Below are 26,048 nucleotides of genomic sequence, written 5' to 3' on the forward strand. Positions count from 1 at the left end.
TCCATTCAGTTCTTATCAATTACGTAGGGTTGTATTGTCATGTAACATTATATAGAATTTTTTGAGAAACGTAAGCAATAGTTTAGGTAAGGAGGGTACTAGATTGAACAACGTAGAATTTCAGAAATGGGTCAAGGAGTATTATGAAGAAAGAGGATGGTCAGAACTAGATATTTTTATTCGCATAGGTTTTCTTGCAGAAGAAATGGGTGAGGTAGCAAGAGCAATCAGAGCTTTAGAAATTGGTAGAGATCGACCTGACGAAAAGGTAGGAACATTGATAGAAAGAAAACAAGAGTTAAAAGAAGAGCTAGGCGATGTGCTAGGTAACATCATCGTCATTGCGAATAAGTATGATATTTCCTTAGAGGATATTTTTCAGTCTCATCGAGAGAAATTACAAAAACGCTATGCGCAGGATGAGAAATCATAAGCTTGTTTCCCTCTACATATAACTAGGTTTGCTAGCTCCTACGTGCTGGTAAAGCCTAGTTTTTTTAAATCCACCTTCAAGATATCTATTCTACCTTTTATCTTTTATCTTTTATCTGAAAAGTAGTCTTTCTTGTTAGGAAAGTAAATTCTGTACATGTAGTGATTTAATTCACATTAAATCTACTAGATGTCTACTATAATACAACTAGATTGATAATGATTATCGTTTCGGATCGTAATTCAGCTTCATAGGAAACACAGCTTTAAGGACGAGGTGATAGGTAATGGTACTAGCAGATATTAAAGCGGGGACTTCTGCACAAATCGTAGATATTACTCAAGTGAGTGCTCTTGTGAGGCGTCGCTTAGTCGATTTGGACATTATGGAAGGAACGATTGTACGTATAAAAAAAATCCTGCCGTTTGGCGGACCATATACATTGGAAGCAGGAGGTCAAATTATCGGGATTAGACGAAATGAAGCCAAACAGATAAAGGTCGTGTGTGAATGATTACGATTGCTCTTGCAGGTAACCCCAATACGGGGAAAACCACACTATTTAACATCTTGACTGGTTCATATGAATACGTGGGAAACTGGCCAGGTGTAACTGTTGAGAAAAAGGTAGGATTGCTCCGTAATAAAGAAGGTCGCCTGATCGATTTACCGGGAATCTATTCATTAAATCCTCTGTCCAAGGACGAGGGTGTGGCGACTCAATATTTAGTAGATCAGCACCCAGATGTACTCTTAAATATTGTAGATGCCTCACAATTAGAGCGGAATCTGTATTTAACCTTACAGCTATTAGAATATGGGACACCAATGGTTATTGGACTAAATATGACTGATGTTGCAAAAGCAAGAGGCTTTATCATTGATGAGACAAAGCTAGCTGAGAAGCTACAGTGTTCTGTCTTGCCAATTGTTGCCCGTACAGGAGCTGGATGCCAGCAACTAGCTGATAGCTTTAAGCAAGTAGGACAACAGTCCAATCGGCCATTCTATATAAATTATGGAGAAGTTCTTGAGGAAACGATCACTACACTTGTGGAGTTATTGCCAACAAGCATGGAATCATTACCTCCCAAGCGCTGGTTAGCTCTTCAGTTTTTAGAAGGCAACCAATTAGTATATGAATTATTGACAAAATATGTTTCAAAAGCCGAATTAGAAAAACTCTACAAGCAAGCGGAATCCAACATAAAAAAGAGTGAGGGTTACCAAAATCGGACACTTCAGCAATATATACGCAAGGTACGTAGTAACATCATTCAAGAAATTATCTCTTGCTGTAGAGAACAGGTCAGGCTGGTCGAGAAAACCTGGACAGATCGAATCGATTACTTTTTAACACATAAATTTTTAGGATTGCCTATTTTTTTATTGTTTATGTATCTCACCTTTAAATTAACATTTGAATGGATTGGGGCACCGATTTCGGATGCCTTTAATGATTTCTTAGGTGGGCCATTTACGGATTGGCTACGAGCTTCTTTGGAAGGAGCCGGAGTTTCCGAATTTTTGCAAGCCGCTCTATTGGATGGTGTTATTGCCGGAGTAGGAGGTGTGCTTGTTTTTGTTCCACAGATTTTTGTGCTATTTTTTCTCATCTCACTTATCGAGGATTCAGGTTATATGGCACGGGTTGCCATGGTCATGGACAAAGTTATGGAGATGATCGGGTTAAATGGAAAAGCCTTTATTCCAATGATTATCGGTTTTGGCTGTAACGTACCGGGAGTCATGGCGGCACGTTCAATTGAACAGCCAAAGGAACGACTCTTAACCATTTTGTTAACGCCCCTTATGTCATGCTCAGCTCGCTTGCCAATCTATAGCCTGTTTGTTGGAACGTTCTTTGCAGATAATCAAGCGATTATTGTATTGTCTATCTATGTATTAGGAATTGTCTTATCGCTCTTATTAGCAAAATTATTTTCTTCTACTGTATTAAGGCAGGAGGGTTCTATGTTTATCATTGAGCTACCTCCTTATCGGATACCACAAGGCCGTACGCTATTCCGTAGCACGTGGGAAAAAGGAAAGGGGTTCATCCGTAAAGCGGGAACCTTCATTTTTGGGGGTTCGATTGTCATCTGGTTCTTGAGCTATGCTGGACCAGCAGGGCTTGATGTAGAGCTCAATGATAGCTTCCTTGCTATTATTGGTGGGGTATTAGCGCCGTTGATGATACCGCTTGGCTTTGGAACGTGGCAAGCTGGGGCTGCCCTCATTACAGGCTTCTTAGCAAAAGAAGTAGTGGTATCTACGATGAATATTATTTATGCAGCACCAGATGATGATACATTACAGGCCGTCATTCAAACACAATACTCTGGTTTAAGCGCTTATAGCTTTATGGTCTTTGTTCTCTTGTATGTTCCATGCTTGGCAACAGTAGCTGTTATTAAGAAAGAAACAGGCTCTACTAGATGGACATGGTTCTCTGTGTTTTATGGACTGTGTATTGCATACGTAGTATCGTTCATTGTCTATCAGGGGGGGACATGGCTAGGATTTAGGTAGTATAGTAGCCACAGAAGGGATGGAAAATGATGCTTAACATGGTACTTAATTTTGTTATTGGGACGTTTATTTTTGGTTATGCAGCATGGACCTTGTGGCGGTATGTTCAGAAGAGTAAAAAGGGGAAATGTGCTGGATGTAGCGAGGAGAAAAAATGCTCATCAGCATGCTGTGTGCCTGATTCAACTGAACAGAAGCATGTTCAAAGATAAGAAAAAAATCCATCGATATATAGAAAAAAGCTGGAAACTCGTAAAAAGAGTCCAGCTTTTTGTTATTTTTATTATTCTACTTATTAGAAAAATATTTCACTAGTTACTATATTTTGCCGATATTTGTAAAGAGGATACAAAAAAGGGGGGGAAAGGGCGTTGGTTCAGGTACATATGGATTTTAGTCTGGAGGGGAGAGTGCTGGCGGAGGATATTTATAACGCATATGGTGTGCTTCTTTTATCAAAAGGCACAGTGCTAACCTCCAAAGAAATCGCTAAATTAAAAGGAAACGGCTTTCAATCGGTTAACGTAAAAGAGATTCCCCATAATCAAGAAGATGATCGTTACCTACGCAAGCAATTCCAGCAGATTTCCGCTAATAAGCACTTGGTTGAAACTTATATGGATGCCACACAAACCTTAAAGAACTTATATACCTCAGTTACACACCAGTACATGCCGCCCATCAATGAATTTGAGCAATTATATGAAACATTGCGTGATCAAGTAATAAGCCAAAGGGATTTATTTCGCTCGTTGTATTTACTGGAAGGGTCAGAAAATTACACATATCGACATTCCATTAATGTCGGCATTTTATCGGCTATTATTTCTAATTTAATGGGCATGCCCCAAGAACAAGTACAAATGATGGGGGTTGCCGGTTTATTACATGATATTGGTAAAATGCTGGTTCCCGCAGAAATCGTAATGAAGCCAGATCGACTGACAGAGGAAGAGTTTGAAATCATGAAGTTACACACGGTTCACGGATATGACCTTTTCAAGAAATCAGGAGAGTTTCCTGAAGTTTTTGCTCAGATTGCTTTACTTCATCATGAGCGTATGGATGGTAGCGGATATCCTGAGAAACGTAAAGGTGATGAAATACCATTATCCTGTCAGATCGTAGCGGTCGCTGATATGTTTGATGCGATTTGTTCTGATCGAATTTATAAAGAACGTACATCACCGTTTGAAGCAGCCCAATTATTATGGAACGATGCATGTGAAGGAAAACTAAATCCAAGAATTGTCTCCAGCTTCATGCAGTCGATTATTTCAATGTATATCGGAAGTCGTGCTTTGCTTAGTAATGGTGACGAAGTAGAAATTGTCCTCATTTATGCAGACGAGCCTATGCGACCATTAGTGCGAAAAGGAACAGAATATTTAGATTTGAGAAACAGACGAGATCTACATTTACAAAAAATGATTTTGTAGGTGTGAAACTTCTATTTATCGGAAAATCCTAAACCTAACTAAGACCCGTCTGCTTCTTCAGGAGTCGGGTTTTTTGCTGGAGGAAATAGAGGCTCATACATCATCAACGCATGATTGCTGACGACAAAAAGATCGTCAATAAGTGTGCCATTCAGCGTGTAGACACGACGATAAAGCTCATTATGCCTTATATATTCTCCCCAATAAGCTGGCTGTATTTCATGAGATCTCTCCGCTTTATTTGACCATAAAAAAGTTGCATCCCTTCAACATAGCCTCGTCTCTTTGTTGGGTTTTTAAATAATCTCCAGTAAGAAAAAGTCTCTCCGGGTTGAATAATGATGCCATCTAAAGAATGAACGGCCAAACGTAGGTTATGAATTTTATTGTGTTGAAGCCACATATCGACGTTCCCATTCAAAATATCGTCTGAAACGGTAATAGGCTGTGCCAAGCCAAATACGTAAACTGCTCCGAACTTTAGGACGTAAGAAAGGGTTTTGTTGCATACAGCCATCTTCCATTGGAAGTAATTATAGGAAAATTATACAAAAAATGATTAAAGAAGAGGTGACTTTGTGGCAACTGCCCAAAATAATAGCAACATTGCCATTGCTTTCATATATTTTACCAAGGGAAACACTGTTGTCGGTACCTAAAAAAACTGGTTTATTCCAAAAAAGGAGTGTTCTTAATGTTAGCAGAACGTTATGAAAGATTTGCGATTATTGTCTTAATGATCATGTGCTGCTTCGTTGGGCTGTAACTAGCAGAAACGACTGAAATATGATGTCAAAATCAGTCGTTTGTTACTAGTTTTTAATTGAATATATCAGCAAAATAATACGTTTTACCCAAGTTTTACAGCAATCGACTTATTTTTTCACACTGGATGAAACTATTTGTTAAAAAAAGAGTCTCATTTATATAGAAGTTTATTTATATATTTCGCAATTATTTCGTAGGAAGGAATTTATAAATTATGCGCAAAGGTATACTTTTTCTCACGTGTCTGATTATGCTGATGTTCGTCTCAGATCGAAATTCCTATGCGAATCCACCAAGTATCAGGCTAGGCGATGATGTATTAATAACGAAGTATCATCATCTCATTGATGGGAAAAGGATCGGGTTGATTACCAACCAAACAGGAATGAATAGTCAGGGACAAAGCATCATAGACGTTCTGGCCAAATACCATAATGCCACCTTGGCGGCTTTATATGGACCAGAGCATGGAATAGATGGGCAGGCTCGGGCTGATGCCTATGTGGAATCTTATATACATAAAGATTGGAATATTCCTGTCTACAGTTTATATGGTAAAACTAGAAAGCCAACCGCCAATATGTTAAAAAATGTTGATGTCCTGGTGTTTGACTTGCAAGACATAGGAGCGAGAAGCTACACATCTATATCCACTTTGCATGATGTGATGGAAGCGGCTCGGGAAAATAAAAAACCACTAATTGTTCTGGATCGTCCTAATCCATTAGGAGGAAAAATTGTGGATGGTCCAGTACTGAAGACTCCTTACCTCAGTAACGTTGGTATGGACGAGCTACCAATGGCACACGGAATGACGATAGGAGAACTGGCACAATTTTTTAATAAAAAAATTGGTGTCCATCTTACCATTATCCCTATGGATTACTACGCAAGAGGAATGATTTTTCAGGATACGGGTCTTAAGTGGGTGAAAAGCTCTCCACAGGTTCCTAGCCTAGCCTCTGTCTTTGGCTATCTAGCAACGGGGCTTGGAGAGGGAGTAGGATTGCAGCATAGTGATAACTTTAAATGGGTAGGCGCAGAAGGTATTCATGCCGATCAGCTGGCTAAGATGCTAAACGATGCAGATTTACCGGGGGTTGTGTTTGTTCCTGAGACGAAAGGGATTGCTGGTGGTGTTCGTTTGCAAATTATCGATTACCATTCTTTTAATCCGGCACGCACAGGGATGTATGTCTTGGCATATGCAAACCAACTAACTTCATCTGTTATGAAAAAGCAAGATAAATCGCCAGATACGGATCAATTTGACAAAGTAATAGGAGGTACTGATCTTCGAAAAGCGTTAGCCCGCAAGGCATCTCCGGAAGAACTCGAAGCATTGTATGCTCCATTAGTCAATTCCTTTAAAATGGAACGCTTGCCTTATTTAATTTACGAAGATATTGGCAAGGAATATATGGGAGCAATTGTGGATTCAGGAAAAAGGGTGACGGTAGAACCAAAGCCAGATACAACGAAACCGGAATCAAAACCAGAGTCAAAACCAGAAACAAGTACAACGAAACCGGTGACAAAACCGACCACGAAACCTGATGTAACAACACCAGTACCAGGCACAGAGTCAAAACCAGATACAAAGACACCAGAACAAAAACCAGACACGACAACAACGAAACCGGTATCTGCTCAAAAGGTAGCACATCTTACCTTTGATGATGGGCCGTCAAATGTTACTGTCCAAATTCTGGATGTTTTGAAGCAACACAATATTAAGGCGACATTCTTTGTTTTAGGACGCAATGTTAAAGGGAATGAAGCGATTTTGCAGAGAATGATAGCGGAAGGACATACCATTGGTAACCATACGTATTCCCATGACTACAATAAAATTTATAAAAATCCGCAGGCATTCTTTACTGATTTAAAGCAAGCTGAAGTAGAAATTCAAAAAATTACAGGTGAAAAACCAAGCATGATTCGTTTCCCTGGCGGTAGTAATAATGGTGTTAGTAAGAAAGCGCAAGACACCACTATCTATGGAGCCAACAAATGGGTTATGAATGATATTGTGAAAGAAGCTAAAAATCAGGGGTATTCCTATTTTGATTGGAATGTTAGTTCAGGTGATGCCAGATCGAATAGCTATTCCCCTCAGGAAGTCATCAGAAATGTGAAGAACGGCAGTGCAAACAAACATGAGGTTGTTATCCTTATGCATGATACCAAGGCAAAAGAGAGTACATTGAAAGCCCTACCACAGGTAATTGCAGATTTGCAGAAGCAAGGATTTACTTTCGAGGCTTTGCAACCAACAAGTAAGACAGTGCAATTCTTAAAATAAAAAAAATCCTAAAAACCCCAGGATGGATTGGTCAAGCCCCCGTTTTGTAGACAGTAAGAAAAACCCCGGCCGTTAGGCCGCTAACTGACGCCTAAATTCACTAGGCGTCAGTTTATTTAACTTCAGTTGAAGACGTTCTTCGTTGTAAAAATAAATGTAATTTTCAATTCTCCTTTGAGCATCTTGAAGATCTCGTATATCATAGGGATATAGGGCTTCGGTTTTCAAATGAGAAAAGAAGCTTTCTATCGAGGCATTGTCTAGGCAATTGCCCCGTCGGGACATGCTGATTTGGGCGCCAACCGTAGGCAGCATGTCGTGGTATGCATGGGACGTGTACTGGGAACCTTGGTCGCTGTGAACGATCAAACCAGTCACGTCTTTTTGCATTTCAAATGCTTTCCTAAAAGTCTCTAGAACAAGCGCATTGTCATTTCGAGTACTGATATGATAAGCGATAATCTCATGCGTACATAAATCTTTGATTGCAGAAAGGTAGATACGTTCTTCACCGATGCGATATTGGGTAACGTCAGTTACCCATTTTTGATTAGGCTCTTGAGCGGTAAAATCACGTTTGAGTAAATTATCTGCAACACGTCCATCCGATACCTTTGCTTGATGGGCAGTCATATAGGCACGTTTACGGCGAATGATGGCTTTGAGTCCCAGATTTTGCATGATGCGTAATACTTTCTTATGATTAACCCTACAACCAAATTGGCGTAACAGTTCGGCCTGAATTCGGCGATATCCATATATTCCTTTTCTTTGTTCATAGATCGTTCTGATCCGTTTTTTCATCGATTTATCCCTATACAAGTTTCTAGTAGAGAGGTACTTGTAATAGCCACTTCTCGAAACTCCTAACACCTTACAAACCTCAGTAATTGGATATATTGTAGACAAACTCTCCACAATTCGATACTTCTTCCTTACACCCCCCGCATCCAGATTTCCAAACACTTTTTTAGGATTTCATTCTCGCGCTTCAGTTTTTGGACATACCTATCCTGATCAATATAGGCCTGACGACGTCCGCGTCGATCTAGAAGTCCAAACTCACCCTGTTGTCTGTACTTTCTCATCCACTTTTTTAAGCGATCTTTGTCCTGAATTTCCAAATGCTCTACAATTTGTTTATACGTCCACTTTTCCTCAATGTGTAAACGAATAGCTTCCATTTTCAATGATTCTGGATAACTTTTAAATTTTTGTCCTTTAACCGCCATAAAAAAATACACCCCCTAAAGTCATCGGATAACCTTGGGGCTTTTTCCAATGTCTACTTTAAGGGGTGCACTTCAGATGATGATGAAACATCTCTGGGGTTTTTTTTATTTGAAAAAAGAGGGAAAACGGCTGAAACGTGAACATGAATTTATTTTATAACGGAAAAATGTGGTTATCTAACAAGTTATACTCATACTTACTGGCTTGATTACCGAAATAAGAAATAGGGATATTATTTTCGGGGAATAGGGAGTGTCTTGATGGATAAGTCTTCTGTAATAGGAATTATTCTTGGGTTTGTGGCTGTCTTTGTTGGGATGGTCTTAAAGGGAGCCAGTATTAGTGCTCTAGTTAACCCGGCTGCTTTTCTAATAATTATTGCTGGAACGGTTGCTACTATTTTTGTAGGCTTTCCTATGGTAGAGATAAAAAGGATTCCCAAAATCATGAAGGTCCTTTTTACAAATCAACAGGAGCCTGATAAGCGTGAACTGATAAGCCAATTCATGACGTGGGCAGGTATTGCCAGACGTGAAGGATTGCTAGCTTTGGAAAATACAGCTGATGAGATTCAGGATCCGTTTTTACGTAATGGAATGAAGATGATTATTGATGGTGGAGAGCCTGAATTTGTTCGCGATGTACTTGATGAAGAAATCAGTGCTATGGAGGAGCGACATCATAGTGGTGCGCTGATCTTTACCCAAGCAGGTACATATGCTCCAACGCTAGGGGTTCTAGGTGCGGTTATTGGTTTGATCGCGGCTTTGGGAAATCTTGCTGACGTAGAGGCATTGGGACACTCTATCGCGGCTGCCTTTGTAGCAACCTTGCTAGGTATTTTCACAGGTTACGTTATTTGGCATCCCTTTGCTAACAAATTAAAACGTAAATCACAACGAGAAGTTGAAGTAAGACGAATCATGATTGAAGGATTACTATCCATTCAGGCGGGGGTTTCTCCAACTGCTATCGAGCAAAAACTAATGGTATACATCCCAGTTGTTGAACGCCAAGCAGTGAAAGAGGGATCTAGCGAGGAGGGAGTCGGCATTAATGGCTAAACGCAAAAAGAAGCATGAAGAGCATATTGATGAAACATGGCTCATTCCTTATTCGGATTTGCTAACCTTGCTATTAGCCCTCTTTATCGTACTGTTTGCGGCTAGCTCCGTAGATGCTAAGAAGTTTAGCCAAATGGCTGCATCGTTTAACGTAGCTCTAAATGGTGGAGCCAGTGTACTAGATTTCCCTTCACCGGTTGAGCCAATCGATTCAGAAGAGCAATCCCTCATGAAGCCTGGAGGGAATGAGCAGATTGTTGACAAGAATCAGTATGAACAACAAATGAAATATCTGCAGGAAACCGAGAAGCTTGACCAACTAAAAAAACAGTTGGATGGTTATTTGAAAGCGAATAATCTTACAGGCAAATTGCATACGAAGGTAACCGATGAAGGATTATTAATTACGATTATGGACAATGCCCTTTTTGCATCAGGTAGTGCAAAGGTGAAACCGGAAGCAAGGAATTTGGCGTTTGAGATTTCTAAGCTGCTGGAACCAGATGGAAGACGAGTAACAGTGTCTGGTCACACAGATAATGTACCGATCAGAAGCAGTCGATTCGAATCTAACTGGCATCTCAGTTCTGCGCGTGCTATGAATTTTATGACCATCCTATTGGAAAACAAAAAGCTAGATCCAAGTAAGTTTAGCACACGTGCATTTGGTGAATTCCAGCCAGTAGCCTCCAATAATACGAATGATGGTCGCGCAACGAACCGTCGTGTAGAAGTGGCGATTCTGCGTAATTTCGAGAAAAGTAGTGAAACAACAAAATAAGCTCATACAAGAAATTTGAGTATGGTAAACAAAGGCCGTTTCATGACGGCCTTTTTTTGTTTGGTCATATGTGATACATGACTAGGCGGGTAAAAAGCTTACTTCCCTAAACCTTTTTGAATAACCTTTTATGGAATTTTATGAATACGGATAGCAATCTTCTGCTATTCTATAAAACATGAAGAGTTTACCATTCAACGATGTAATGAAAATGGTCTAACTGATAGGGGAGGAGTTATGAACAGTATTTGGTGGTTGCTACTCATTCTATTCATAATTGGGATGGTTCATCATCTCTACCAGATACGCCATGATAAGAAGAGTACATTTGCAAAAGAAGCCTTGTTTCTATTTTATTTAATAAGCTCGTTGCAACTATTGATCTTTCTTCTATTTGCTGTGTTGCACTAGAGAGAAAGACCGGAGTAAATGAGATAGGCGGCGGCCAACCAGATAAGGATAGCTGCCATTTTATTAATAACAAGCATGATTCGACCAGTGTTATCTACTTTGCCTACTATCTTACCTGCCCACGCTAGAGATAAGAACCAAATCCACGAAATAAGAATACATGCCACCGTGAAGGCCACTTTCTCATTACCAGTATAGGCTGTAGAACTAGTTCCAATTACACCAATGGTATCCATAATGGCATGCGGATTTAAAAGTGAGACAGATGCGGCGAACATGACCTGCTTTCGCCAAGTAAACGAAGCATGGGTTGTCACGTTCGCCACGTTGGTCATTGATCTCCAAGTCATATACCCCAAGTATAGCAAGAAGCAAGCTCCCACTACTACTAAAGCCGTTTTTAACCATACAATTTTCCACAATAGCATGGATACTCCAAGAACTGCAAGTAAGGTCAGAACCGTATCGCAAATACTGGCTGTAATAATCGAAGGCAGGGCTCGAGTAAACTGCTTATGAGCGGCCCCTTGATTAAAAATAAAAATGTTTTGTACGCCTAAGGGCAAGATTAATCCAAATGCTAGCACCATACCATGTAGCCAAGCGAGTGCCATAGTTATCACCTCTTTTTTTCTTTATTTGTATCTTACCTAGAGGAATTTCTAATGTCTGCATCCAATTGGTTGGTTAGTAACCCAACCAAGTTTAGATTTTACTTGAACGCAGGGAGGAACTATGTGAAGAAAAAAAGGAAGCCAAGCATGTTAATAGGCTTGGGAGAGTGGAGACCAAAACGTGACGATCCGGTCCCTCTTTATCGTCAAATTGCTTCTTATATACGTGAAAAAATTAGTGTTGGTGAATGGCCGATCGGTTATAAAATTCCGCCGGAGCGTACGCTAGCTCTTGCCTTTGAAGTGAATCGTAGTACTGTGGTTGCTGCGGTTCAGGAATTGACTGCGGAGGGCTTAATCCAAGGTAAAAGTGGTAGTGGCACTATAGTCGTGCAACAGCCAGATCCATTCACTACCCTTCATTGGCCTAGTTATGTGAATGCTGGCATGTTTCATCCTAATCTTCCTACCATTCAGGAGATTAATCGATTAGAATTCGTACCTAACATGATACGTCTAGGAACGGGGGAGCCATCTAGTGATCTATATCCTCATGCCAAAATGAAACAGGTACTAGCTCAGGTTGCTGAAAAAACCCCTTCTCTTGGCTATGAAGAATCCAAAGGGCTGTACAAGCTCCGCAGGGAGGTCAGTAGGCATTTGGCGAAAAAGGGGATAGATGTATCTCCCTCATGTATTTTGATCGTCTCAGGGGCTTTACAGGGGCTACAGTTAATTTCTTTAGGCCTGATGCATCCTGGAGCAACCATGCTGATGGAAAAACCCTCGTACTTATATTCATTAAATCTACTTCCCTCTACGGGTATCCGGATGAAGGGGATTGAGCTTAATGCGGAAGGAATATCCCAGCGAGCTTTACTAGCAGCTATCCAGCAACAGACGGCTCGCATGTTGTACACCATTCCTACTTTTCAAAACCCAACTGGTAAGGTGATGAGCGAGAATGGTAGAAAACAATTGTTGGAACTGTGCCAGAAAGAGCGCATCGCTTTAATAGAAGACGATGTTTATTCGGAGTTGTGGTTGGAGGAAGAGCCACCTTTACCGATAAAAGCGCTAGATCAAAAAGGGACCGTACTGTATGTAGGCAGTATGTCTAAAACGATTAGCCCAGGTCTGCGCATTGGATGGTTGGTGGCACCAGAAACAGTGATAGATCGTCTGGCTGATTTAAAGATGCAGACGGATTATGGAGCTAGCTCTCTCTCCCAATGGACTGTGTACGAGTGGTTGGCAAGTGGCTTGTACGAACAGCATTTACTTTATGTTAGAGAGCAACTGCGAGCGAGAAGGGATTTTATGCTGGACTTGCTCGAACAATATTTTAGAGATCTGGCTACTTGGTCTATTCCAGCAGGGGGTTTTTACGTTTGGCTCAGATTTTTAAATGACAAGATATCTTTGCGCTCCTTGTTTAAAAAAGCCCAACAGCAATCCATCATCTTAAACCCAGGCAATCTATATGATCCACTGGATGATACTCATTTACGGCTCTCTTACTCGTATGCCAGTTACGAACAAATGGAATTCGGCATGAAGCAGCTGGCACAAATAGTCAGGAACTTGGTGGAATGTCCATGAGGATGTTGCGACAATTGCAAAAAACAGCTATAGTGATTACTGATACACTGGGCTTTCGTCTGTAGAAAGGAACATGTAGAATGTCAAATGATCTACGCATCTGTGATGAGTGTAAAGGATACAACGCCGAAGAATTCGCGGAACGATTAAAAGAGATGGTTCCAGATGCGAAGGTGGAAATCGGCTGTCAAAATATGTGCGGTCATTGCTTAAAGCGAGCTTTTATTTATGCAAATGGACGTTGGTTTATTGGGAATAATGAAGAAGAACTAGTCAAAAAAATGCAACCGCACATTAAAAAGAAACAATAGACCGATTGCTTTACTCGGTCATTCTCCAAACAAAAAGACAAAATCTCTGCTTACGAACAAGCGGTGATTTTGTCTTTTTTTCTATCGATTTACGCTGCTTTCATTACCTGTCTTAATTCTAATAACATTTGATCGGAATAGAAGTAAAAAGCAGCTAGCAGTCCAGCCAACACTAGATAAGCAAGTAGCACTTTCCAACGTGTAGCAGCGTTTGTTTCATAGTAACCAGCATGGCGCTCCAGTTCTGTATTCATGTCAGCCAGCTTCGTTTCAGCAGTGGAGATCGTTTGTCGTAAGATTCCCTGCTCAGACTGATAGGTATCCTGCTCTGTCGAGTGAATGTGATCCTCAGAGCTTAGGGTATGTTGAGGAGAGACTTGGGCCTCTGTGGTCGATGCGGTAGTGTCAGCATATTGATTCCATGCATTCCGATATTGCTCTTGCTCATGAGCAACCAATAACTCCCAGCGTTTTAGGATGAATTCGCGATCAAGTAGGAGTTTTTTGTAAGCAAGTTTTTTCTCCTCCTGAAACAAAGGAAAAGTAAAGGGTTTTTTTGGTTGAGCTTGTTGAGCTTGCATGTATACACGTTGCAGATCATATCTTTCCTGCGATGTGGGAGGTTGATTGATCCAACGCGAAATTTCCTGATGGAGCTGCTCCCATTTATCACGTTCATATTGGAGCTGTTTATGTCTGTAATCGCTGGTAAGATGAGACCACCAAGAAAACATACCAAAGATGAAAATAAGCACGATCATAGGGCTTGGCGAAATGAATAGAAAGGCACCTAAAGCAAGTAAACCTAAAAACCAAATATTAGGGGATAAAACCCCTACGATACGGCCTCCATCAAGTGGGGAAACCGGAAGTAAATTAAATAGATTAATAATCGCCCCCAAATGAATTACTAGTGCCCAGAATGGGTCTTCTGTATAGATGTATAGTGGGATAGCAGGTAAAAAGGAGAGTAACCCAGCGAATGGACCACCATATGCTAGAAACGCTTCTGTTTTTGCATCGCGCGGCATTTCTTTTAAATTAATAAAAGCTCCAACAAAAGGAATAAACATTGGCAAACCCGTATTAATTCCCTTGATTCGCGCGGCAATTACATGTCCTAGTTCATGAATAAAAATCAAATAAATAAGAGCTACTCCAAATTTCCATCCAAAGACAAGAGCATAAAAATAAAGAGCAAATCCCATGCTGATAATGGTTCCTGTGAATTTAAATCCTTTCAAAAAGAGAAAAATAAACTTAAACTTTGTCAGTAAAAATAGCCCAATCGCTACTAAAATGGAGCGATTTGCATTTTTGGATTTGGCGGACATGATTTTAATTCCTCCTGGAAATACGTGGTTTCTTTACTTATACGATTTAACACGCCGAATGGTTTCCTAAGGTTGCAAACCCGGATTTGTGAACATAAAACCGTATTCTCCTAGCTGTTCATCATACGATAAAGTACCGCCATCAAAATACCAGAAATCACTAGGACGAATCACAAAGCGCAAACCAGCTACTTCATAGAGAGCATCATCGGATTGAAATTGATCCTTTTCTACAGCATAAAACAAACCTCCAGTACCTGGTCCCGAGGTTCTTACATACAGACGAATGGTTTCACCGGGGATAAACCCAGCATATTTTTGATACGCCTTAGAAAATTCAGGCGTTATTATTAATTGAAGTTGCATTGGTATCGTTCCTTTCTGTCATTCCGGTTGCTTTTATTATTGTAGCATAAAAAACCAGCATCTTTCCTTTGTTGGAGGAGATGCTGGCATTTATCTAATCGGTGTGATAGCTTACGTCTTTATCCAAATGGGTAAACATGCCTTTTTTCTTACGAAGCTGTTGTTTTTCCAACAGCTCACGATTTTCGCTGGTATTCCAGCCTATGTCATTGGTCGGATGTACCCATTCAGGACCTGCCATGATAGCAGGGTCCACATCACGAGACCAATTGTTTATAGGGGAATCGGCAGAATCATAGGCGCTGTCGCCAATAGTAATTCCGTATTGATTAACAAAGGGAGCCTGCATGCTAATGCGAGCCTGCTTAAAATCAGGTGCATTGATTTGATGTGGCATCGTTTGATCAACAGCAAGTGGATTCCTATCAGCTGGAGGCTTGCTTTTCATAGATAACCCCCCTTTTATGACCACGTAATGTGTGCGAGAACTAAGGGTTAGCGATTTTCTTTTAGGCGTTCTTGAGGCTCGGCGTTAATAGACCCATCAGAGCGCACCGCTTCGGATTGTGATTTTGGGCCTCGTGTGTCTGCGGTTTTTCCAAAGTCTTTAGATTTGTTACGCACCATATGAATCCCTCCAATGATTTTCTCGCTTGTAGTATGACCTAAAGTGGTACAATAAATGAGAGATATAGTTGGAAAGGTTGGTATTTACTATGGCAAAAAAACGTGGGAATCGCACACAAAATCATACGAAGCCAGCACAAGACGATTTGGCTTCGGATAAATCTGGAAATAGCTTAAAGGAGCTTTTGGGCGAAAATGCTTTAAGTAAGTTAAAGCAAATGGAAAAGGAATTGAAGGAAGGAAAAGAAAGACAAGCACGTGAAGAAGCGGAACAACGCCGCAAAGAATTAGAAGAGCGAGAGAAAAATAAAAGCTTTGGTGAGCTTTTAGAGGATTACGAGAAAAAAGGAGGTAGCAAGTACTCTTGAAACCAGAAGACCGACGACCGGACACCTCTAAAAATGGGATGATGAAAAAAAACCCCCTAAAGGTGCGGGAAGAATCGATACGTGAGCGAGGACGCTCTATTGTGGATAGACTAAATGCTCGAAAAATTCGAGAAGAAGACAACAATAAATAGTACCTATTTGTAAAGAAAAAGGTCCGCATATTCGCGGGCCCTTTTTCATTTATATTAGCCAAAAATGATATGGCTTGGTTTTTGTGTTGGTGCTTCTTGTGTCGTTACTGGAAGTACATTTGGATAGAATTTTTTAATGGTAGCATCATCAGATGCTGGAGCTACTTCTAGTGTTGGCATCATTGCTGGAAAGAACTTTTGAATGGTATCTGCTGCTGGCTGATCGGCTTGAGGTGCTACAGGTAACATAGCCGGGAAAAACTTACTGAAGCTTGAATCTGTTGCATTGCTTTGTTGCTGAGTAGTTGGCATCATTGCTGGAAAATACTTTTCGATAGATTTGTCCACTGCTGGATCAGCTACAGTCTGAGCTGGGTTAGCAGGTACTTGGAACAAATAATTTGCTTCTGCAGCAAATGCAGAGCTTACCATCAGTAAAGATCCTACAGCAGCTACTCCTAGAGTCAACATAGCTTTTTTCATGTTAGTCCCTCTTTTCATTTCTCTCTTTTTAGTTTGACTGGTCAGTATAAATATTATACACCTTTCATTTTAGTTAATTTATCCAATTTGTAAAGGGGTTTTATAAAAATCAAAATAATCTGTCAATTATTTAAAGAAACAGGCTGAAACCCAAGGGTATCAGCCTGTCGAGTATTTTATTTTCGTAATATCTCTTCCGATTATTCGTAACGCAATGCTTCAATTGGATCAAGCTTGGCGGCTTTGTTTGCAGGGTAGATTCCAAAGAAAATCCCGATTGCACTAGAGAAGCCAAATGCGATAAGAATACTTTCCCAAGATGTAACAGGAGGCATGCCTGCAAATGAGATAATAATAGAAGCTAGTCCAAGACCAAGACCTACCCCTACACCACCACCAATTAAGCAGACAATAATGGATTCGATCAAAAATTGGGTCAAGATATCCCGTTTTTTAGCACCTAATGCTTTCCGAATCCCTATTTCACGCGTACGCTCTGTCACAGAGACTAGCATGATGTTCATCACCCCGATACCACCAACTAATAGAGAAATTCCGGCGATAACAGAGAAGACCATCGTAAGCATGTCAAGCATCTTCGTGATTTCTTTTAGATCATCGGCGCTGTTTTTTACCATATAATGATCGTTATGCTTATGTACGCGATTTAGATATTGTTTGGTAAAGTCCATCGCCGATTGAATCGTAGCATTTGACTTTGCTTGGATATGGAACATGTTGACGGTAGCTTTCTCATTATGATTGAGATAGGTTCTTGCAGGCATGTACACGATATCCTGCATGCCACCGCCCATAAAGCCCTGCATATCATTTTTGAGGATTCCAATAACAACAAAGGAGGCATCTGACATGTAAATACGATTTCCTACAGCATTTCCCTGAGGAAACAATTTATCAGCTAACCCTTTGTCTAATACAACTACATCACGTTGCTCTTTATCGTCGTCTCTGGTGTAGAAGCGACCTTTATCAATCTTATAGCTCGTATTTACTTCTAAAAAGTTACCTGTTGTACCAAATACTTGGGCACTGATATCTTTTTTCTTATCCTTGATGGTTCCACCACCATAGATTTGAGCCATGACATTTTTAATGTAAGGATTAATTCTTTCCAACGTAATGGCATCATCGATGGTCAAATCATCATCTTTGGCAGGCTCCTCGCTCTCCCAGCTTACCATCGCAGTAAACTTTGCATCAGCTACATTCCCGAACTGACTTGTCATCATTTCTTTTCCGCCCTTACCCATCGTCATAATGGCAATGACGGAAGCGATGCCGATAATAATACCTAACATGGTTAAAATAGAACGTAATTTATTGGACCAAATACCATCAATGGCAATACGAAAGCTCTCTATGAGGTTCATGTAGTGAACACCTCGTTTCCATCTGCGACAGCGAAGAGTCGTTCTTTCACTTTTTCATCCTTAATGATGACACCATCTTTAAAGACAACGATACGTTCTGCGTGTTGGGCTGTATCCAATTCATGCGTAACAAGAATAATGGTAACTCCCTGAGCGTGTAATTTTTGAAAAATAGCCATAACCTCTGTTGTAGAACGGCTATCCAGGTTTCCAGTCGGCTCATCGGCTAGTAAAATAGCGGGTCGATTAACGAGAGAGCGTGCGATAGCTACACGTTGCTTTTGACCACCAGACATCTGTGGCGGCTTGTGATCCATCCGCTCTCTTAGACCTACACTAATCAGAGCTTCTTCTGCACGCTTTTTACGTTCACTAGCAGAAATGCCTGCATAGAGCATAGGTAATTCTACATTGCGAACCGCAGAAATACGTGGTAATAGATTAAATGCCTGAAAGACAAACCCAATTTTTTGGTTTCGAAGATCAGCTTGTTGATTTTCGTTTAACGTAGTGACCTCTACTCCGTCCAGTACATAAGAACCGGAAGAGGGACGATCCAGGCAACCCAGCATGTTCATAAAGGTGGATTTACCAGAACCAGAGGGCCCCATGATCGCGACGAATTCCCCTTTGGTAACGGTAAAATTAACTCCTTTTAGGATGGGAAGTTCAGAATCACCGTTCATAAAGGTTTTACGAATATCAGTAACGGTTAACATCTGTCACCCTCCTTTTATACGGCTCCAGGTACGCCTGCTTCCATTGCCATTACCGGCATGCCTTCCATCAAATCAGCAGAAGGACTGCTAATGACGCTGTCTCCTTCACGTAGACCGTTCGTAATTTCTACATTCAAGTCGCTTTCTGTACCTGTTTTTACTGGACGTTTTTTTGCCATGCCGTCTTCTACTACCCATACAAATGAACCGCTTGGATCATTCACAACGGCTTGGAAAGGGACAACAAGAATGTTGTTTTTATTGGTGATCATAATATCCACATCTACATTAAAGCCAGGTTTTAGCACAGAAATGGCTTGATCTAATTCCAATGTTACATTTACTTTTGTTTTTCCTGTCGTTTCGCCTTTTTGAATCTTCGTTGCCAGTGGCGAAATACGAGTTACGGTAGCTTCTGCTTTTTCTTTGCCCATAGAAGTACCACTTACGAGTGCTTTTTGCCCTACTTGAATATCTTTTACATCTGATTCGTTAATATCTGCGACTACTTGTAATTTTGATAGGTCACCCATCGTAATCATTTCTGTACCCTTCGTAACGGCTTGACCATTCTTAGCATCCACTTTCAAAATGGTACCTGTGAATGGAGCTACCACTGTGGATTGAGAGCTTTGCTTCGTTAGCTCTGCTTTTTTTACGTTTAGCTGATTAATTTGTGCTTGAACAGAAGCAAGATCTGTGCTTTTTGGACCTTTTTTATTTAGGGCTAGTTCACTTTGGGACATTGTAAGAGATGATTGCGCTTGTGATAAAGAGTCCTTAGCCTTGTCCAATTCAGTTGCTGGAGAAGCACCAGCCTCGACCAGTTGTTTGGTACGGTTGTATTCCTTCTGTGCAGATGCAACCTTTTCCCTCTCTTGACGAACGCGTTCTTCTTGTTGGGCAATCGTTTCAGGCTCTTTGCCCGATTTTACACGATTTAGTTCAGCCTGCTGCGAAGCGATTTGCGCATTAATAGAAGCGATTTCGCTTGATAGATCGGTCACATCTATACTAGCAATAACTTGATTTGCCGTAACATTGTCACCCTCTTGAACGTTAAATTGGAGCAAGGTCCCATTATTTGGGGAAAAGAGCGTAACCTCTTGCTTCGCTTTAACCATTCCTGATGCCATTACTTTGTTTTCAATGCTTCCTTTTACAACAGGAGTGACGGAAACAGGAAGGCCCGTTGCGTCGACAGCGGTCATTTTCAAATAACCATAGGCGCCGACGACTACTACTCCAGCTGCAATAACACCCCACCAACGTTTCTTCATAATAGCCTCCTCAAAAAATTTCTTTACAATGGATTTACGCATCAACTTCTAAATGGTTACAAAAATTTACGTTATTTCTGAAAAAATTAAGGAATAACAAAAATATAATAATTTTAAGAAAAGACTGATTTTTAAATTGACGTGATTCCGTTAAATTCTGCATGATAGAATAGAGAGGATATCGCGTACAATAATAAACATCAGTTTATTATTAGCTGTGCAACTTACGATTCAGGGGGTATTATCGTGACAAAAGCGATCCGTTTTAGTTATGACAAAGCATTGCCATTCGTTTCCGAACACGAAATGAAGCATTTAGAAGTAGCTATAAAGCTAGCGCATGAACAATTACATGAGGGTACTGGTGCTGGTAGCGACTATCTAGGCTGGGTAGACCTACCGGATACATACGATAAAGAAGAATACGCACGTATTAAAGCTGCGGCAGAAAAAATCAAGGCTGATTCCGATGTATTGCTGGTAATTGGTATCGGAGGCTCTTATCTGGGGGCTAAAGCAGTAATAGATGTACTGGGACATACGTTCTATAACTCTTTAACAAAAGAACAACGTAAAACACCTGAGATTTATTTCGTGGGTAATAATATTAGCCCTGTCTATTTGACTCACCTTATGCAGGTTATCGAAGGCAAAGAGGTCTCGGTCAACGTTATTTCTAAATCGGGAACGACTACAGAGCCAGCTATTGCTTTCCGTATTTTCCGTGAGTTCATGGAGAAAAAGTATGGTAAAGAAGAAGCGCGTAAACGTATTTATGCAACAACAGATAAAGCGCGCGGGGCTTTGAAACAAGTAGCGACCGAAGAAGGATATGAAAGCTTCGTTATTCCAGATAACGTGGGTGGACGCTTCTCTGTTTTAACCGCAGTAGGTTTGTTGCCTATCGCTGTATCTGGTGCAGATATCGATGCTTTAATGAGTGGAGCACAGGCGGCTCGTCAGCGCTACATGAATCCAGCAATTGGAGAAAATGAATGCTATCAGTATGCTGCTATCCGTAATTGCTTATTGCGAAAAGGGAAGCAAATTGAAATGTTAGTAAGCTATGAGCCTCAATTCCATTATTTCAATGAATGGTGGAAGCAGTTGTTTGGAGAATCTGAAGGTAAGGATGGTCGTGGTATTTTCCCGGCTGCTGCTGACTTCTCTGCTGACCTACATTCCATGGGACAGTTTATTCAGGATGGTTCCCGTAACTTGTTTGAAACGGTGCTTTCAGTTGCCCAGCCAGCTACTGACGTTGAAATCATGCAGGATGCGGCTAATTTAGATGGTTTGAACTTCCTTAGTGGAAAAGGCATGGACTTTGTTAATAAAAAAGCGATGGAAGGTACGATCTTAGCGCATATGGATGGGGGCGTTCCCAATCTAGTAGTTGAATTGCCTGAGCTATCAGCGTATCATATTGGTGAGCTTCTTTATTTCTTTGAAAAAGCATGCGGCATCAGCGGTTATCTGTTAGGTGTGAATCCATTTGATCAGCCTGGCGTAGAGGCTTATAAAGCGAACATGTTCGCGCTACTTGGTAAGCCAGGTTTTGAAAAGCAGAAAGCTGAGCTGGAGGCCCGCTTAAAAGGACAGTAAACCATGTATTTAAGTGTAAAGGAAACAGCTGCTTATCTGGAAATGCCTGAATGGTTTATACGGGAAAAAATAGCAGAGAAACGTATCCGTGCAGTCCATAATGGTGAGGACTACTTTATTAATAAAGAGCAGTTTACCTACCATATGGAAGAGCTAGAGAGATTGAAGGCTTTTGAAGAGGCGGAGAAGTTCGAGCCAATTCCTGAAAGCTATGATTACAAAGACGAAGATTAATAATTTCACATTGATCTACTGGGGGAGTCCTAACTTGCAGGGCTGAGAGGACAGAGCGCGTCTGTTGACCCTTTTTACCTGATCCAGGTCATGCTGGCGAAGGGAAGTGGTTAGATTTGGTGTTGGTAACTTACCCACTTTTCCTACGCGGAGAAGTGGTTTTTTTCATTTCTTTGTGTAAAGAGCCAATCGATTCCCCACTCAGTAGACAAGAGAAAGGGTGAAGAACAATGAAAAGGTGTCCAGATCTCATTGTGATTGGCGGAGGGATAATTGGTTTGTCGATTGCCACTGAACTTGCTAACGTAGGCATGGCTGTTACTCTCATTGAACAGGGGATGTTCGGAGGAGAGGCTTCTGTTGCAGCAGCCGGGATGCTTGCCCCTTTAAAAGAATTTACGAAGCCGGGCCCGCTTCTTGACATGGGAATTCGTTCCCTACAGATGTACGAGAATTGGGTGCTAGAATTAAAGGAAGCTACGGGCATTGACTGCCAGCTATCTACAGCAGGAATTTTGACAGTAGCCATGACCGATATGGAAGAGGAATGGTTACAAGAGCGCTACCAGTGGCAAAAGTCAGAAGGTTATGATATCCAATTGTTGTCCACTGAAGAAGTACAGGAACGAGAACCACATCTATCAAAAATGGTACGGCAAGCCATTTATTCTCCACACGAAGCTGATATTAATAACCGTTTATTATTGAAAGCTTTAGTAATACAGGCCGAAAAACGAAATGTTCATTTATTACAAAATACTACTGTAATCGGATTAAAACATGCTGGAAAGAAAATAACTGGTGTCGTCACAGATAAAGGAGAGATGGAAGCGGATCACGTCATTGTAGCATCTGGTGCGTGGACTGCTGATATTTTACATCAGGTGGGAGTAGATGTTCCTGTTTATCCAGTGAGAGGACAGATCGCAGCAGTTGATTCGATTCATTTGCCTCTTTCCCATGTGGTTTTTGGAAAAAACGGGTATCTAGTGCCTAAACAGGATAGACGTATTATTGTTGGAGCTACAGAAGATTTGGCTGGATTTGATCGTTCTTCAACTGTTTATGGTGTATCGACAGTATTAAAAGGTGCAATGTCGATTGTACCAGCCATTTCAGAAGCCCCGTTTTTACAAGCCTGGGCTGGATTACGACCTGCTACGGCTGACGGATGTCCCATTCTAGGTCCTGTACCAGACTGGACTGGACTGACGCTAGCTTGCGGACATTACCGGAATGGAATTCTTCTAGCACCCCTTACAGCGAAGCTGATAGCAGAGTATGTCAGTTCAGATGAAACAGAGCATATGAGTGCTTTCTTGCCTGATCGGTTTCGTCTTGTTTCATACGAGTAAAGAATGAGTAGAAGGTGCTCACCCTTTTCATAAAGCATGGGAGTTTGAGGAAGGTTAACAGAAAAGGAGATGATCGCAGATGAAGCAATGGAAAAATAGATGGAATCAGATGGCGATAGTTGCTTTTGCTGTGCTTCTGTTTACTGTGTCTACCTCTTCTGATTACGCATGGGCTCAACTATCATCTCCTGTACCTTATGAACCGATACAAGGAGCTCTTATTTTAACGATGAATCCCCATGTAATCAAAGCAATAACTCACTATTATGGTTATCCACGCGCGTATGATTTATCCTCAGTTAGAGTGGTAGGTGTGTCTCGCCTAACGAATCAGCCTCACTCCTACGAAGCTGTTTTTCAGGTGAAGACCTATGAGGGAAATCATTCACCGCCTTTTGCAATCGAAACGATTAAGCTTGCGGTACATCCAAACGGAGTACAATTGACCGGGTACTCTCACCAAGGAGACGAGTGGGAGGCAAAGCGCAAAGTGGAGGAGCAACAAGTACAAAAAGAGTTTGAGGATTACTTTCAAATCAAATTAACTGGCTATCAGCAAATCGGATATTACCAAATTGCCCATCGATATCGCAATGATCCTGATAATACCTTGCTCTTATTTAATCAGGAGTTACTTTCACAAAAAGAGGCTATTCAAAAGCAATTTTATCTTCTACCTATAACCTTTCTTGGTAAACGGGACGGCTATATCTTGTATAAACGACCGGATGGAGGGCAGATTGTCTATTTCCTGCTTAAAGAGTTAGGAACCTGGAAATTAGATAAGATGAAACATGTACCTAGTAAGGGAATTTCGTAACCATCCTGACATGTAGTATATAAATAGGAAAAAAGCCGTCAGCAAAATACTGGCGGCTATTATGATTGGAAAATCAGCTATCTTTATGACTTCTTAGGAAACAGTGCCGTCCAAAAAGGATCATTCTCATATCCAAGGCGCCAAACAGCAAAGCCAGCCAGCTTGTACTTTACAGCTAAACTACGTTTGGCGGCGATACTGTATTCATTCTCATACCAAAGTGTGTGCCATACACCGTTTTTCATATAGTGCAAATAGGGTGATTTATATGTATCATGCCAAACCGGAACAGCTTGACTTTCCTTTATGATGGCAGGTATATTGCGAAAGCTGACAGCCCTTTTTTTCTCTGTACTCCACTCGTAGCCATAGCTTGGGATACCCATTAAAAGCTTATTGGAAGGAACTTGAGAGACACTATAGCGTATGACATCTTCCACCCAATTGTAGGAGGCAACGGGGCCTTCTTCCGACCAGGTACCATGCTCATCATAAGTCATTAGTTGAAGATAGTCAGCTTTGGCACCCAGTGCTTTTAAATCAAAGCCATATACCCAGAATATAGCAGGGTCGTCGTTTGTTTTGGCTGGTACAGAGACAATTAATTGTTTTTTGATCGCGTGAAGCTGGTCTGCTAAGCTCCCAACGAGCATGGAGTAAGCTTGACGATCCCCAGCCGGAACATTTTCAAAGTCAAGATTAGCACCTGACAATTGATTTTGCTGCACGGTGGTGAGGACTTGCTGTATAAAACGTGCTTTATAGTCCTTGTTGGTCAGGATAGAATGGGCTATTTCCTTATCAAATAACTTTGTCCCATGATTAGTAATGACTAAAAAGCTACCTTTTTTTGTATCTTTCGTTAACTGTAGAGCTGTTTTAGGTAATGTTCCTACCAAATAGCCCTCTTTGGTAGCATTATAGTTAAAGAAGGCGACGTCAGATATTTTATCCTGATAATGATGCAGAGATGTATAGGCAGCTAGATCACCTGGATAATTTTCGGCGTAATAACTAACTACTTTTGGTGTAGCTGCTATCTTTGTACTTGATGATACATTTGAACCAGTAGCTGCTTCTAGTTGGCTTCCCGCAAGGGTCATTGAAAGTAGTGACAGTGTTAGCAAGATTCGTTTCACAAAAATAAAATTCCTTTCCGAGTAGGTACATGATGTTATGTAGATAGATTTCTACCTGTACTTCCCTTTCGACATGGAGCATGCGATTCCTTTTAAAGTTACTGATGGTAAATGATGGTTGTTAACTAAATCAAAGCCATTTGGAGAAGGCTAAACGGATAATGAAGAAAGGAAAGGGGTAGCTTCGATGAAACAAATAGCAAGTCAAATTGAGGGCAAGCAAGCGATATACGGAGATCTTATGGAGACGTTGGGGAAAGAGGGCTTTACTCTGTCAAATTGGGAATATAGAAGTGGTTTTTTGGATCGTAAACTCGACGATAAAGGGATGGTTTTCTTGCGTTTACCGGTACAGGTGGTGAGCGGAGAGCTGGATCAACCTCACGCTGTTTTACGTTTTGAACAACCATTTGTGCTAAAGCATATTTACCAAACTGGATCTGACGATGATATTGATTATGCAGCAGGTCCGGTCGTTTCCTCGATGTTTAATCAATTTCAAGAACCCATTAATAAAGATGCGGATATTGAATCAATATACATTACACAGGCTGAAGAACTACTAAGGAGGTTAGAGCAGACGATATTTGCGGGAGAATGAGGAAAAGAGAAATACTCGACCTTTTGTAAAATAGTCACTAACTCATTTGCTGATAGCTACTTGCAATAGTATGATGAATAA

Annotated in this window: 30 protein-coding genes, 1 pseudogene and 1 riboswitch; of the genes and pseudogenes, 18 read left to right on the forward strand and 13 right to left on the reverse strand. The window is 40.9% G+C overall.

The window, feature by feature from the left end; translation table 11 throughout:
• Window positions 1–103 precede the first annotated feature (103 nt).
• From ACQV1I_RS03235 to ACQV1I_RS03255, 5 genes are all read left to right on the forward strand, one after another.
• Window positions 104–433, forward strand: coding sequence for a MazG nucleotide pyrophosphohydrolase domain-containing protein (locus ACQV1I_RS03235; RefSeq protein WP_018674372.1), 330 nt, complete (start codon window positions 104–106; stop codon window positions 431–433).
• A 286-nt stretch (window positions 434–719) separates the two neighbouring features.
• A complete protein-coding gene (locus ACQV1I_RS03240) occupies window positions 720–947 on the forward strand; it encodes a FeoA family protein (protein WP_018674371.1) in 228 nt (75 codons plus the stop codon).
• Window positions 944–2,965, forward strand: a complete 2,022-nt coding sequence (feoB, locus tag ACQV1I_RS03245) for a ferrous iron transport protein B (protein WP_116335227.1) — start codon at window positions 944–946, stop codon at window positions 2,963–2,965. The genes ACQV1I_RS03240 and feoB overlap by 4 nt, the downstream gene beginning before the upstream one ends.
• A 26-nt stretch (window positions 2,966–2,991) precedes the next feature.
• Complete coding sequence (locus ACQV1I_RS03250) at window positions 2,992–3,177, forward strand: FeoB-associated Cys-rich membrane protein (RefSeq protein ID WP_018674369.1); 186 nt, start codon at window positions 2,992–2,994, stop codon at window positions 3,175–3,177.
• A 159-nt stretch (window positions 3,178–3,336) separates the two neighbouring features.
• On the forward strand, window positions 3,337–4,404 hold the full coding sequence (locus ACQV1I_RS03255) for an HD-GYP domain-containing protein (protein WP_094701572.1): 1,068 nt from the start codon (window positions 3,337–3,339) through the stop codon (window positions 4,402–4,404).
• A gap of 38 nt (window positions 4,405–4,442) precedes the next feature.
• Here ACQV1I_RS03255 and ACQV1I_RS03260 read toward each other — a convergent pair.
• Window positions 4,443–4,913 (reverse strand): annotated as a pseudogene (locus ACQV1I_RS03260) (VanW family protein).
• A gap of 473 nt (window positions 4,914–5,386) precedes the next feature.
• On the opposite strand from ACQV1I_RS03260, the gene ACQV1I_RS03265 reads away from it, so the two are divergent.
• Window positions 5,387–7,477: an exo-beta-N-acetylmuramidase NamZ domain-containing protein gene (locus ACQV1I_RS03265; RefSeq protein WP_116335226.1), complete on the forward strand. Its 2,091-nt coding sequence runs from the start codon at window positions 5,387–5,389 to the stop codon at window positions 7,475–7,477.
• Between the two features lie 72 nt (window positions 7,478–7,549).
• Here ACQV1I_RS03265 and ACQV1I_RS03270 read toward each other — a convergent pair whose 3' ends face one another.
• Together ACQV1I_RS03270 and ACQV1I_RS03275 are read right to left on the reverse strand one after the other, a co-directional pair.
• On the reverse strand, window positions 7,550–8,443 hold the full coding sequence (locus ACQV1I_RS03270) for an IS3 family transposase (RefSeq protein ID WP_116335481.1): 894 nt from the start codon (window positions 8,441–8,443) through the stop codon (window positions 7,550–7,552).
• Window positions 8,413–8,709: a helix-turn-helix domain-containing protein gene (locus ACQV1I_RS03275; RefSeq protein WP_094702890.1), complete on the reverse strand. Its 297-nt coding sequence runs from the start codon at window positions 8,707–8,709 to the stop codon at window positions 8,413–8,415. The genes ACQV1I_RS03270 and ACQV1I_RS03275 overlap by 31 nt, the downstream gene beginning before the upstream one ends.
• Window positions 8,710–8,970: 261 nt before the next feature.
• Between ACQV1I_RS03275 and motA the strand changes: the two genes are divergently transcribed.
• The 3 genes from motA (at window position 8,971) to ACQV1I_RS03290 (ending at window position 10,966) form a co-directional block, all read left to right on the forward strand.
• On the forward strand, window positions 8,971–9,774 hold the full coding sequence (gene motA, locus ACQV1I_RS03280; RefSeq protein WP_094701574.1) for a flagellar motor stator protein MotA: 804 nt from the start codon (window positions 8,971–8,973) through the stop codon (window positions 9,772–9,774).
• On the forward strand, window positions 9,767–10,555 hold the full coding sequence (gene motB / locus ACQV1I_RS03285; RefSeq protein WP_438769062.1) for a flagellar motor protein MotB: 789 nt from the start codon (window positions 9,767–9,769) through the stop codon (window positions 10,553–10,555). The genes motA and motB overlap by 8 nt, the downstream gene beginning before the upstream one ends.
• Window positions 10,556–10,792: 237 nt before the next feature.
• Window positions 10,793–10,966, forward strand: a complete 174-nt coding sequence (locus ACQV1I_RS03290) for a hypothetical protein (protein WP_018674364.1) — start codon at window positions 10,793–10,795, stop codon at window positions 10,964–10,966.
• On the opposite strand, the gene ACQV1I_RS03295 is transcribed toward ACQV1I_RS03290, so the two are convergent.
• On the reverse strand, window positions 10,963–11,580 hold the full coding sequence (locus ACQV1I_RS03295) for a LysE/ArgO family amino acid transporter (protein ID WP_094701576.1): 618 nt from the start codon (window positions 11,578–11,580) through the stop codon (window positions 10,963–10,965). The two genes, ACQV1I_RS03290 and ACQV1I_RS03295, sit on opposite strands and share 4 nt — an antisense overlap.
• A 123-nt stretch (window positions 11,581–11,703) precedes the next feature.
• On the opposite strand from ACQV1I_RS03295, the gene ACQV1I_RS03300 reads away from it, so the two are divergent.
• Window positions 11,704–13,182, forward strand: a complete 1,479-nt coding sequence (locus ACQV1I_RS03300) for a PLP-dependent aminotransferase family protein (protein ID WP_116335431.1) — start codon at window positions 11,704–11,706, stop codon at window positions 13,180–13,182.
• A gap of 80 nt (window positions 13,183–13,262) precedes the next feature.
• The gene (locus ACQV1I_RS03305; protein ID WP_018674361.1) at window positions 13,263–13,493 is read left to right on the forward strand and encodes a DUF1450 domain-containing protein; all 231 of its coding nucleotides are present in this window, start codon (window positions 13,263–13,265) and stop codon (window positions 13,491–13,493) included.
• A gap of 89 nt (window positions 13,494–13,582) precedes the next feature.
• On the opposite strand, the gene ACQV1I_RS03310 is transcribed toward ACQV1I_RS03305, so the two are convergent.
• From ACQV1I_RS03310 to sspK, 4 genes are all read right to left on the reverse strand, one after another.
• Window positions 13,583–14,827 (reverse strand): site-2 protease family protein, encoded by a 1,245-nt coding sequence (locus ACQV1I_RS03310; RefSeq protein ID WP_094701578.1) that lies wholly within the window; start codon window positions 14,825–14,827, stop codon window positions 13,583–13,585.
• 66 nt (window positions 14,828–14,893) lie between these two features.
• Window positions 14,894–15,193, reverse strand: a complete 300-nt coding sequence (locus tag ACQV1I_RS03315; protein WP_104031852.1) for an iron-sulfur cluster biosynthesis family protein — start codon at window positions 15,191–15,193, stop codon at window positions 14,894–14,896.
• 94 nt (window positions 15,194–15,287) lie between these two features.
• Complete coding sequence (locus tag ACQV1I_RS03320; RefSeq protein ID WP_116335430.1) at window positions 15,288–15,641, reverse strand: DUF3905 domain-containing protein; 354 nt, start codon at window positions 15,639–15,641, stop codon at window positions 15,288–15,290.
• A 47-nt stretch (window positions 15,642–15,688) separates the two neighbouring features.
• Window positions 15,689–15,820 (reverse strand): small acid-soluble spore protein K, encoded by a 132-nt coding sequence (sspK, locus tag ACQV1I_RS03325; protein WP_018674357.1) that lies wholly within the window; start codon window positions 15,818–15,820, stop codon window positions 15,689–15,691.
• Window positions 15,821–15,909: 89 nt separating this feature from the next.
• Between sspK and ACQV1I_RS03330 the strand changes: the two genes are divergently transcribed.
• Window positions 15,910–16,188 (forward strand): YqkE family protein, encoded by a 279-nt coding sequence (locus ACQV1I_RS03330; protein ID WP_018674356.1) that lies wholly within the window; start codon window positions 15,910–15,912, stop codon window positions 16,186–16,188.
• On the forward strand, window positions 16,185–16,340 hold the full coding sequence (locus tag ACQV1I_RS03335) for a hypothetical protein (RefSeq protein WP_018674355.1): 156 nt from the start codon (window positions 16,185–16,187) through the stop codon (window positions 16,338–16,340). Before ACQV1I_RS03330 ends, ACQV1I_RS03335 begins: the two co-directional genes overlap by 4 nt.
• A gap of 54 nt (window positions 16,341–16,394) precedes the next feature.
• On the opposite strand, the gene ACQV1I_RS03340 is transcribed toward ACQV1I_RS03335, so the two are convergent.
• The 4 genes from ACQV1I_RS03340 to ACQV1I_RS03355 all read right to left on the reverse strand — a co-directional run bounded on the left by ACQV1I_RS03340 (window position 16,395) and on the right by ACQV1I_RS03355 (window position 20,213).
• Window positions 16,395–16,823, reverse strand: a complete 429-nt coding sequence (locus ACQV1I_RS03340) for a hypothetical protein (RefSeq protein WP_116335429.1) — start codon at window positions 16,821–16,823, stop codon at window positions 16,395–16,397.
• A 200-nt stretch (window positions 16,824–17,023) separates the two neighbouring features.
• Window positions 17,024–18,214 (reverse strand): ABC transporter permease, encoded by a 1,191-nt coding sequence (locus ACQV1I_RS03345; protein ID WP_239210379.1) that lies wholly within the window; start codon window positions 18,212–18,214, stop codon window positions 17,024–17,026.
• Window positions 18,211–18,933 (reverse strand): ABC transporter ATP-binding protein, encoded by a 723-nt coding sequence (locus tag ACQV1I_RS03350; protein WP_438769063.1) that lies wholly within the window; start codon window positions 18,931–18,933, stop codon window positions 18,211–18,213. Before ACQV1I_RS03350 ends, ACQV1I_RS03345 begins: the two co-directional genes overlap by 4 nt.
• Before the next feature lie 14 nt (window positions 18,934–18,947).
• Window positions 18,948–20,213: an efflux RND transporter periplasmic adaptor subunit gene (locus ACQV1I_RS03355; RefSeq protein ID WP_116335474.1), complete on the reverse strand. Its 1,266-nt coding sequence runs from the start codon at window positions 20,211–20,213 to the stop codon at window positions 18,948–18,950.
• 246 nt (window positions 20,214–20,459) lie between these two features.
• Between ACQV1I_RS03355 and ACQV1I_RS03360 the strand changes: the two genes are divergently transcribed.
• From ACQV1I_RS03360 to ACQV1I_RS03375, 4 genes are all read left to right on the forward strand, one after another.
• Window positions 20,460–21,818 carry a glucose-6-phosphate isomerase gene (locus ACQV1I_RS03360; RefSeq protein ID WP_116334814.1) on the forward strand — a complete coding sequence of 453 codons (1,359 nt, stop codon included), beginning with the start codon at window positions 20,460–20,462 and terminating at the stop codon, window positions 21,816–21,818.
• A 3-nt stretch (window positions 21,819–21,821) separates the two neighbouring features.
• A complete protein-coding gene (locus ACQV1I_RS03365) occupies window positions 21,822–22,052 on the forward strand; it encodes an excisionase family DNA-binding protein (RefSeq protein ID WP_104032682.1) in 231 nt (76 codons plus the stop codon).
• 10 nt (window positions 22,053–22,062) lie between these two features.
• A riboswitch (TPP riboswitch) is annotated at window positions 22,063–22,174 on the forward strand.
• A gap of 108 nt (window positions 22,175–22,282) precedes the next feature.
• On the forward strand, window positions 22,283–23,407 hold the full coding sequence (thiO, locus tag ACQV1I_RS03370; protein WP_104032683.1) for a glycine oxidase ThiO: 1,125 nt from the start codon (window positions 22,283–22,285) through the stop codon (window positions 23,405–23,407).
• 79 nt (window positions 23,408–23,486) lie between these two features.
• On the forward strand, window positions 23,487–24,227 hold the full coding sequence (locus ACQV1I_RS03375; RefSeq protein ID WP_104032684.1) for a DUF3888 domain-containing protein: 741 nt from the start codon (window positions 23,487–23,489) through the stop codon (window positions 24,225–24,227).
• 83 nt (window positions 24,228–24,310) lie between these two features.
• Here ACQV1I_RS03375 and ACQV1I_RS03380 read toward each other — a convergent pair whose 3' ends face one another.
• On the reverse strand, window positions 24,311–25,366 hold the full coding sequence (locus tag ACQV1I_RS03380) for a glycosyl hydrolase family 18 protein (RefSeq protein ID WP_094701308.1): 1,056 nt from the start codon (window positions 25,364–25,366) through the stop codon (window positions 24,311–24,313).
• Between the two features lie 187 nt (window positions 25,367–25,553).
• Here ACQV1I_RS03380 and ACQV1I_RS03385 point away from each other — a divergent pair, with 187 nt between their 5' ends.
• Complete coding sequence (locus ACQV1I_RS03385; protein ID WP_018672379.1) at window positions 25,554–25,967, forward strand: YugN family protein; 414 nt, start codon at window positions 25,554–25,556, stop codon at window positions 25,965–25,967.
• Window positions 25,968–26,048: the final 81 nt, after the last annotated feature.

Source organism: Brevibacillus sp. JB24b, from assembly GCF_051713385.1.
Lineage (GTDB): Bacteria > Bacillota > Bacilli > Brevibacillales > Brevibacillaceae > Brevibacillus_B > Brevibacillus_B laterosporus.